Annotated in this window: 7 protein-coding genes and 3 tRNA genes; 4 read left to right on the top strand and 6 right to left on the bottom strand. The window is 70.7% G+C overall.

Annotated features, from left to right (window positions below; all coding sequences use genetic code 11):
* Positions 1-62: 62 nt before the first annotated feature.
* The 3 genes from I2501_RS38640 to I2501_RS38630 form a co-directional block, all read right to left on the bottom strand.
* Positions 63-2384, bottom strand: a complete 2322-nt coding sequence (locus I2501_RS38640) for a S53 family peptidase (RefSeq protein WP_328806893.1) — start codon at positions 2382-2384, stop codon at positions 63-65.
* Positions 2385-2617: 233 nt separating this feature from the next.
* A complete protein-coding gene (locus I2501_RS38635) occupies positions 2618-3112 on the bottom strand; it encodes a DUF3145 domain-containing protein (protein ID WP_196198761.1) in 495 nt (164 codons plus the stop codon).
* Between the two features lie 502 nt (positions 3113-3614).
* Complete coding sequence (locus I2501_RS38630; protein WP_196198760.1) at positions 3615-4634, bottom strand: NADP-dependent oxidoreductase; 1020 nt, start codon at positions 4632-4634, stop codon at positions 3615-3617.
* A gap of 110 nt (positions 4635-4744) precedes the next feature.
* Between I2501_RS38630 and I2501_RS38625 the strand changes: the two genes are divergently transcribed.
* Entirely contained in the window at positions 4745-5233 is a 489-nt protein-coding gene (locus I2501_RS38625; protein WP_196198759.1) for a MarR family winged helix-turn-helix transcriptional regulator, read from the top strand.
* A gap of 148 nt (positions 5234-5381) precedes the next feature.
* A tRNA-Ile gene (locus I2501_RS38620) sits at positions 5382-5455 on the top strand.
* Between the two features lie 151 nt (positions 5456-5606).
* Here I2501_RS38620 and I2501_RS38615 read toward each other — a convergent pair.
* The 3 genes from I2501_RS38615 to I2501_RS38605 all read right to left on the bottom strand — a co-directional run bounded on the left by I2501_RS38615 (position 5607) and on the right by I2501_RS38605 (position 6465).
* Positions 5607-6206, bottom strand: a complete 600-nt coding sequence (locus tag I2501_RS38615) for an HdeD family acid-resistance protein (protein WP_196198758.1) — start codon at positions 6204-6206, stop codon at positions 5607-5609.
* 71 nt (positions 6207-6277) lie between these two features.
* Positions 6278-6350: transfer RNA gene (locus tag I2501_RS38610), tRNA-Asn, on the bottom strand.
* 42 nt (positions 6351-6392) lie between these two features.
* A tRNA-Asn gene (locus tag I2501_RS38605) sits at positions 6393-6465 on the bottom strand.
* A 270-nt stretch (positions 6466-6735) separates the two neighbouring features.
* On the opposite strand from I2501_RS38605, the gene I2501_RS38600 reads away from it, so the two are divergent.
* Positions 6736-7029 (top strand): YtxH domain-containing protein, encoded by a 294-nt coding sequence (locus tag I2501_RS38600; protein WP_196198757.1) that lies wholly within the window; start codon positions 6736-6738, stop codon positions 7027-7029.
* Positions 7030-7150: 121 nt separating this feature from the next.
* A partial coding sequence (locus I2501_RS38595) for an FGGY family carbohydrate kinase (RefSeq protein WP_196198756.1) occupies positions 7151-8438 on the top strand: 1288 nt, incomplete at its 3' end.

Raw genomic sequence — 8438 nt, 5'->3', positions numbered from 1 at the left:
GGGGGGGGGGCACCACCCCCCCCCGCCCCTCAGCTTGTTCACGCGTCAGCTGTGCCCACGCGTCAGCCCATCCGGCCCCAGAGGAACGAGTCCAGGTAGGCCGCGGTCGGCGAGCCGACGCCGGTGGCGTCGTCGTAGCCGCGGGTGGCCTGCAGGCTGGTGTCCTCGCCGAAGGCGACCAGACGGACCCGGAGCGATCCGCCGACCATGCCGAAGTCGACGACGTTGCTCAGCGGCGCCTTGTGCTCGGCCGCAGCGCGGTTGACCACGTCACGGAAGAGGCCCAGGCTCGCCCGGGCGTAGATCTCCGGGTTGGCGAAGCCGATCGGGCCGCCCTGGGCCTCGATCGCGTCGGCCTGGACCGCGGAGAACTCCGGCGCCGAGACGCTGGTGCCGCCGTAGCCGCCCTCGCTGTACGTGCCGCCGGAGGTCATGCCGACCAGGACGGAGGTGTACAGGTCGCCGTTCATGGCGACGTCCGGGGTGACACGCTGCGCGGTGGCGCTGTGGGCGCCGGTCATCAGCGTGTGCGACAGCGAGTTGGGGACGGTGCCGCGCTGGTACCACGGCTGCGCGAAGTCCTCGCTGGTGCCGCCGCCACCGCCGAAGTAGAACGAACCCGGAAGCGGCGTCCACGAGTTGCCGTCCGCCGACAGCGACGAGCGCAGGGTGCCCATCGAGGTCTCGAAGCCGTACTTGCCGCTCTTGTCGGCCAGGCCCAGGGCGGTGCCGCCGACGTCGGTGACCCACGGGTCCGAGGACGGGAAGCCGACCTGCGCACGGGGCGTGTCCGTCTGGCAGTTGACGCCCGTCGCGGCGGCGGTGGGCGACTGGTCGCCACAGTCGCCCGCGGAGAAGTCGAAGCCCATGCCCTCGATGGCGCCCTGCTGGAAGACCTGCTCGTAGGCCTGGATGGTGGCCTGCGTCATGTCGCCCTGGTCGGTGGTGTGCATGATCTCGCTCCAGGAGTTGGAGACGACATCAGCCAGGTGGTTGTCGACGATGTTGCTCAGCGCCGCGATCAGGTCGTTGTCGTTGCAGGAGTTCGCACCGACGTAGACGACCTTGGCGTCGGGGGCCAGGCCGTGGACCATCTCGACGTCCAGCGACTCCTCGCCCTGCCATCCGGCCGGACCGCCGCAGGAGGCCTGCGAGTTCCACTGCGAGGGGGTGACCACCTCGGTGTACTGGCCGGACGTGAACGGCTTGTCGCCGTGCGCGGCGGAGAAGGTGTTCGCGTCCTGGAGCATCGTCGAGGACGCGTAGGCGTCGACGATGGCCACGGTGGCGCCCTTGCCGGTCAGGCCGGAGGCGGTGATGCCGTAGGCCTTCCGCAGCTGGCTCGGCTGGAAGGAGCACTGGTCGAACGGGACCGCGCCCTTGACGTAGCCGGCCGGAGCACCGGTGGCCGTCTTCTGGCCCCAGTAGTCGGAGCAGGTCGAGACGGTCGGCAGACCGTCGCCCGGCTTGCTGCCGGGGCCCGCGACCGAGCTGCTGACCTTGACGGACTGCGGCTTGGCGACCGTACCCAGCTCGGAGCTGAGCCCGGCGACGCCGAGCACGGTGTTCGCCACCGCGGCCGGGACGGTCAGCCCGGCGGCCGGCGCGTGGACGTTCTGCCCGGCGACGGCGTAGCTGTGCACGGAGGTGCCGAACGCCTTGGTGACGGCGGCGTTGTCACCGCGGAAGGCGATCTCGTGCTGGCTGCTGCTCAGCACGGTCAGGCCCGCGCCCTTCAGCCACGACTGGACCGCGCCCAGCTGGGCGTCGGTGACGCCGAAGCGGGAGCGGAACGCGCCCGGGCTGAGGAAGTGACGGTAGTTCGGGTCGTTCTTGTTGGACACGGCCTGCGCGTAGGCAGCCTCACCGGCCGGGTTCTGGCCCTGCAGGTAGACCGTGCCGGTGAACTGGGCGGACGCCGCTTCGGCACCGCGGTCGGCCTTGCTGGTGGCCCACTGCGGCTGGCTGTCGGCGATCGTCTTGGCGGCCGGGCGCGGCGCCTGAGCCTGCGACGGCGCGGCCAGAGCCAGCGAGCCGGAGGCCAGCGCCAGGGAGGCGGCTGCAATGGTGGCTATCCGGGCGCGGCTGGCACGGGAGCTCTGGTTCTGGGAGATGACGACTCCAAGGTGAAGGTCCGTCAGAGAGATCGATGGAGGCGCACATGTTCGACACGACTCCGTGAGGTTGTCTACACGGGCCGTGTTTTGGGACGCAAGAGTCCAGGCGGGAGAGATTCGCGGGATGACACCACGACAAGGGGGTGCAGATGAGGATTCGGCGACCGGCCGACGAACGGCCGACTGACCGTCCGACAAAAGAGAAGGATGAACCGGATTCCGGACAGTTTCGACGTCGCCCGACGTCAGCCGAGGTCGGCGGCACACGGAACGCCTACGACATGCGAGGCATACCCAGACATTCGGACGGCCACGACTCGGCCGGGATCACGCACCGTTGCACGGCGCAATAGGGCGGCCCGCACTCCCCCCGATCGGGGGCCCCCGACCGGCTGGACTTTTCGGGCATGGGGACGCTACGCCCGTAGCGTCACTTCTGTCACACCGTCAGCTTTTGCGAAATCATGGCTTGCGCGACGCGTGGGTTCCGCAGGACCGGGTCACACCACCTGGTGCAGCCAGCGCACCGGGGCGCCCTCACCCGCGTGCCGGAACGGCTCCAGCTCGTCGTCCCAGGGCTTGCCCAGCAGCCGGGAGATCTCCGCCTCCAGCCCGCTCTCCCCGAGCCGGGCCCGCAGCAGCGCGGCACGGAGCCGGTCCTCGGGGATCATGATGTCGCCGTGCACGCCGATGACGGCATGGAAGATGCCCAGGTCCGGCGTGCTGCTGAACCGTTCACCCTCGGCCCCGGTGACGGGCTCGGCGGTCACCTCGAACCGCAGCAGGTGCCAGCCGCGCAGCGCGGACGCCAGCCGGGAGGCGGTGTCGGGCTCACCCTGCCAGGAGAACTCGGCACGCCAGGTACCGGGCGCGGCGGGCTGCCTGATCCAGTCCAACCCCACCCGCTGCCCGAGCACACCGGCCACGGCCCACTCGACATGCGGGCAGAGCGCGCGCGGCGCGGAGTGCAGATAGAGAACTCCACGTGTCGTCACCGGACCTCCAGTGTGGTGCGAGGGGCGCCTTCCCCAGCGGTCTCGTGCCACGTCCTGCGGAATGTCCGGTTGTTCCGGGTTGTTGCGCTTGATCCGTTTCTGGCCTGACGAATACCCAGATATCAGGTGGCTGCAAACACGGGACCAGATAGAGACGGTACCGCCGAAGCGTGCCCTGCGGGCCCCTGTCGAGCGGAACCACCCGGACGGCACGCGCGACGCCCCCGAGTGGGCGCACGGGGGGTGACAGATCATCAGATGAGATCGTTGCACTACCCAGGGGCGCGAGGCTCTGCTGATGTGCGGCTCCGCCGCGTGGGCGCGACACCTGGGTCTGCGCTGCCGCGTCCAGTTGCAAACGTCAGGGGCGCGGGGAACTGCGCGACAAGCCACCCCGTGTGGTGACTCGCCGAACGAGCAGGGCCATCCGCTCATGGGTGGTTACTCGCGCAGTTCCTCGCGCCCCTGGATAGTGCAACTTCCCCACTGCCCAAGCGGAGCGTCAGACGCGGACGAGCATCTTGCCCACGTTCTCCCCGCGCAGCATGCCCAGGAACGCGTCGACCGCGTGGTCGAAGCCCTCGACCACCGTCTCGTCGAAGCGCAGGCGCCCCTCGCGGAGCCAGCCGCCGACCTCGGCGAGGAACTCGGGCTGGAGGTCCGCGTGGTCGCGGACCAGCATGCCAGCGAGGGTCAGCCGCTTGCCGATCGTCAGCGCGAGGTTGCGCGGCGCGGCCGGCGGCGTGGTGTCGTTGTACTGCGCGATCGCACCGCACAGCACCGCGTGGCCGTGGACGTTGAGCGCGCCGATCGCGGCCTCCAGGTGCTCGCCGCCGACGTTGTCGAAGTAGACGTCGATGCCGTCCGGAGCGACGGCCGCAAGCTGCTCGGCGACCGGGCCGTTCTTGTAGTTGAAGGCGGCGTCGAAGCCGAAGTCCTCGACGAGACGGCGCACCTTCTCGTCCGAGCCCGCGCTGCCGACCACGCGCGAGGCGCCGCGCAGCCGCGCGACCTGCCCGACGATGCTGCCGACCGCGCCCGCCGCGCCGGAGACGAAGACCGCGTCGCCCTCCTTGAAGCTGCCGACCCGCAGCAGGCCCGCGTAGGCGGTCAGGCCGGGCATGCCCAGCACGCCGAGGAAGGACTCGATCGGCGCGACCTTCGGGTCGACCTTGACCGCGTGCTCGGCCGGGACGTCGGCGTACTCGCGCCAGCCGAGACCGTGCAGGACGGCGTCGCCGACCTCGAAGCCCTCGGCCGCCGAGGCCACCACCCGGCCGACGGCCCCGCCGTCCATGGCCTGGCCCAGCTGGAACGGCGGGACGTAGGACTTCGTGTCGTTCATCCGGCCGCGCATGTAGGGGTCGACGGAGAGGTACTCGTTGCGGACCAGGATCCGGCCCGGGGCCGGCTCGGTGACCGGGACCTCGACCAGGGCGAAGTCGGCGGGGGTCGGCCAGCCCTTGGGGCGGGCGGCCAGCTGCCACTCACGGGCGACGGCGGGGAAGGTCTGCTCGGCCATGGGGGATGCGCCTTTCGGTTCCAGAGGCTGAAACATTGACTACCTCAAGCAATGCTTGGCCAAAAGGTTAAGGAAGTCAAATATTCAGGCTCTTCAGGTAACCTGGATGCATGCACCCGCAGCCAGAGTCCCAGCCGCAGATCGACGCCACCCCGGCTTCTCCGGAAACGCCGGCCGACCCGCTGACCCCCGAGGTCGTCGACCTGATGGCCGCCCTGGTGGGCGTCTTCCACAAGGAGTACGACGAGGCCGCCTCCGCGCGTGCGCTCACCGGCGCCCAGGCCAAGGTGCTGGCCCTCCTGCGCCGGGGGCCGATGCCGATGCGGCAGATCGCGCAGACGCTCAGCTGCGAGCCGTCCAACATCACCGGCATCGTCGACCGGCTTGAGGTCCGCGGCCTGGTCGCGCGGCAGGCCGACCCGGAGGACCGCCGGGTCAAGCGCGTCGCCGTGACCGAGTCCGGCGCCGCCGCCGCGGCCGACCTCCGCGCCTCGCTCAACTTCGCCCGCGAGCCGCTGGCCGCGCTCACACCCGAGGAGCGACTCCAGCTCCGCGATCTTCTCCAACGGATGCTCGCCGGGGCACAGCGTCAGGACTGATCTCACTCCTGAAGGATGGAACCCCGCGCGCACGGGCAGCGTCTCACCAGCTATGCTGCGGCGAGCGGCCCAAATACAGGGCCGCTCGTGCTGATGTACGACAGTCACACGCGAGGGTGACGTACGACAGCGGCACGGATGCAGTGATGGGGCTGTAGCTCAGCCGGTTAGAGCAGGGGACTCATAATCCCTTGGTCGTGGGTTCGAGTCCCACCGGCCCCACCTCTCCAGGAGAAGCGCCGCCAGGTGCAAGGGCTGACCTGGCAGTACGTTAGCGAAAAGGCTCCGCGGTGCATGCACCGCGGAGCCTTTTTTCACCCGAACGGGCGCGTACCTGCCATGCCTCCTGTCACACCGTCAGGCTGACGCCGCCTCACATGCCGTGCGGGATCGCCTTGGCCCTGCTGCGCACCTGGAAGCCGGTGACGATCTCCAGCACGCCCATCACCAGCAGCCACGCTCCGGCGAAGGCGGTCAGCACCGCGATCGACCCGAACGGCGCCACCAGCACCACCACACCGCCCAGCGCGGTCAGCACGCCCATGAAGATCTGCCAGCCACGGGCCGGCATGGACGGGTCGGAGACCGCCGCCATGGTGTGGGTGATCCCGCGGAAGAGCCAGCCGATGCCGATCCAGAGCGCCAGCAGCAGGATCGACTCCAGCGCGCCGCGGAAACAGAAGAGTCCCAGCAGGATCGAGAGCGCGCCGCTGATGAAGGCCATCACCCGCAGCGCCGTCGAGACGTGCGTACCGAACGCCGCGACCAGCTGGAACACACCGACGATCAGCAGATAGAGCCCGAAGAGCACGCCGACGACCCGCAGCGACTCCTTGGGCCAGACCAGAACGACGACCCCGAGCGCCAGCGTCAGCACGCCCAGGACCATGACGATCTGCCACGCGCTGCGGGCGAGCTGCTGCAAGGGCCCGGGAAGGATGTCCCCCGACAGGGGTTCCGAAGGTTGGTCCATGCCGACCATGGTCGGATCAATCGTCCCGAAGCGCGCGGCGAGAACACGCGCGCTGGACCGACGAGGAGAGGCTCCCCCAATTGGACTCGAACCAATAACCTGCCGATTAACAGTCGGCTGCTCTGCCAATTGAGCTATGGGGGACTGCACACTGCAACACCACCGCGGGACACCGCAGTGGTTGCGCTCCCCCAATTGGACTCGAACCAATAACCTGCCGATTAACAGTCGGCTGCTCTGCCAATTGAGCTATGGGGGATCGTTCGTCGCGCCCGCTCCGCTCCCGGAAACCGTCGGCGGCGCTTGCTGCGGGTCATACATTAGCGCACGTGGGGGGGTGCTCCGCCAATCCGTTGCGGTTCAGGGCCGCTGACCACGGGTAGTCGCCTGTGACGGGGCTCTCGCCGGGCGTCGGCGGCGTGCCGGACAGGCGGGCCCGACCACCCAACGCCTAGGCTCCATGGGGACCGGCGCAGGCACAGGCCGGAGAGCGCAGCAGAGCTGCAGAGCTGCAAGGAGGGCGGAGGGTATGCGCAAGCTCACTTTCATCGCGGGGTTGGCCGTCGGCTACGTGCTGGGCACCCGCGCGGGGCGGGAGCGCTACGAGCAGATGCGCAAGACGGCGCGGGACCTCTCCCAGACGCAGGCGGTCCAGTCGGCCGGCCGCAACGCCAAGGTCGCCGCGAACAACGCGGCGAACAAGGCCGGGCAGGCCGTCGCGGACCGGTTCGGCGACCGGATCCCCGCGATGGTGGCGGACCGGATCCCGTACCTGAACAACCACAACACCACGCTCGACGACTGGGACACCCGCCGGGCCTGAACGCGGCGGCCTGAACCTGGCGGGCCGCGCGCGGGGCCCGGCGTGGGGCCCGGCGTCCGGCCCTGGGCGCGGCGGCCCTGAACTGCCGCCCGGCGACGGCCCGATGAGGCATGATCTCGGCATGGCCATCGCCGCGGGAATCGACTGCTCCGCCCAGTTCACCAAGATCGTTGTCTGTGACACCGACACGGGTGCGGTGCTGCGGGAGAACCGTGCGCCGCACCCCGGCGTCCCCGCCGGTTCCGCCCCCACCGAGATCGACCCCCAGGCCTGGCTCCACTCCCTCGGCGCCGCAGCCGAGGGCGGTCTGCTGGAGGGCATCTCCGCGATCGGCGTCTCCGCCCAGCAGCAGGGCCTGATCGGCCTGGACGCGGGCGGCGTGCTGGTCCGTCCGGCGATACTGCGCAACGACCCCCGCCCGGCCACCGCCGCCCTCGCCCTGGTCGACGAGTTCGGCGGCGCGGTCGCCTGGGCCCAGGCGACCGGCGCGGTACCGCCCGTCTCCTCCACCGTCGCCAAGCTGCGCTGGCTCGCGGAGAACGAGCCCGCCGCGGCCAAACGGATCGCCGAGGTGCTGCTCCCCCACGACTGGCTGGTCTGGCAGCTCCTCGGCCAGGCCGCCCGCCGCACCACCGACCGCGGCGACGCCTCCGGCACGGGCTACTGGTCCTCGGTCGAGGAGCGCTGGCGTCCGGACCTGGCCGCGCTGGCGCTCGGCCACGAGCTGCACCAGTTCCCGCAGGTCCTCGGCCCCGCCGAGGCCGCCGGGCAGAGCCCCGAGGGGCTGCTGATCTCGGCCGGCACGGGCACCACGATGGCCACCGCGCTCGGCCTCGACCTCGGTCCGGGCGACGTGATGATCTCCCTCGGCAGCAACGGCACGCTCCACGCGGTGCACACGGAGGCCCTGCAGGACCCCGCCGTCGCCACCTACGCCGACGCCACCGGACGCTTCCTGGCCCAGGTGGTCACCCTGAACGCGGCCCGCGTCCTGCGTGCGGCAGCACTGATGCTGGGCACCGACCTCCAGGGCCTCAGCGAGCTGGCCCTGCGCTCCACCCCCGGCTCCTACGGCCTGGTGCTGCTCCCCTTCCTGGAGGGCGAGCGCACGCCGTCCCTGCCGCACGCGGCCGGGACGCTCTCCGGGCTGCGGGTCGACTCGATGAAGCCGGAGCACTTCGCCCGCGCGGCGGTCGAGGGCATGCTGTGCGGCCTCGCCGATGCGGTGGACGTGCTGCGCGGGGCCGGGATCCCGGTCCACCGGGTCTTCCTCACCGGCCTCGCCAGCCGCTTGGCCGCGGTCCAGGCCGCGGCTCCGGGCATCTTCGGTGTCCCCGTCGTCGTCCCGGCCCAGGCCGAGTACGCCGCGATCGGCGCTGCGCGCCAGGCCGCGTGGGCCCTGGCGGGCA

It is taken from the genome of Streptacidiphilus fuscans, assembly GCF_015690355.1.
GTDB lineage: Bacteria > Actinomycetota > Actinomycetes > Streptomycetales > Streptomycetaceae > Streptacidiphilus > Streptacidiphilus fuscans.
Note: the sequence above shows the minus strand (reverse complement) of the source record. Positions and strands in the feature narration are given on the sequence as shown.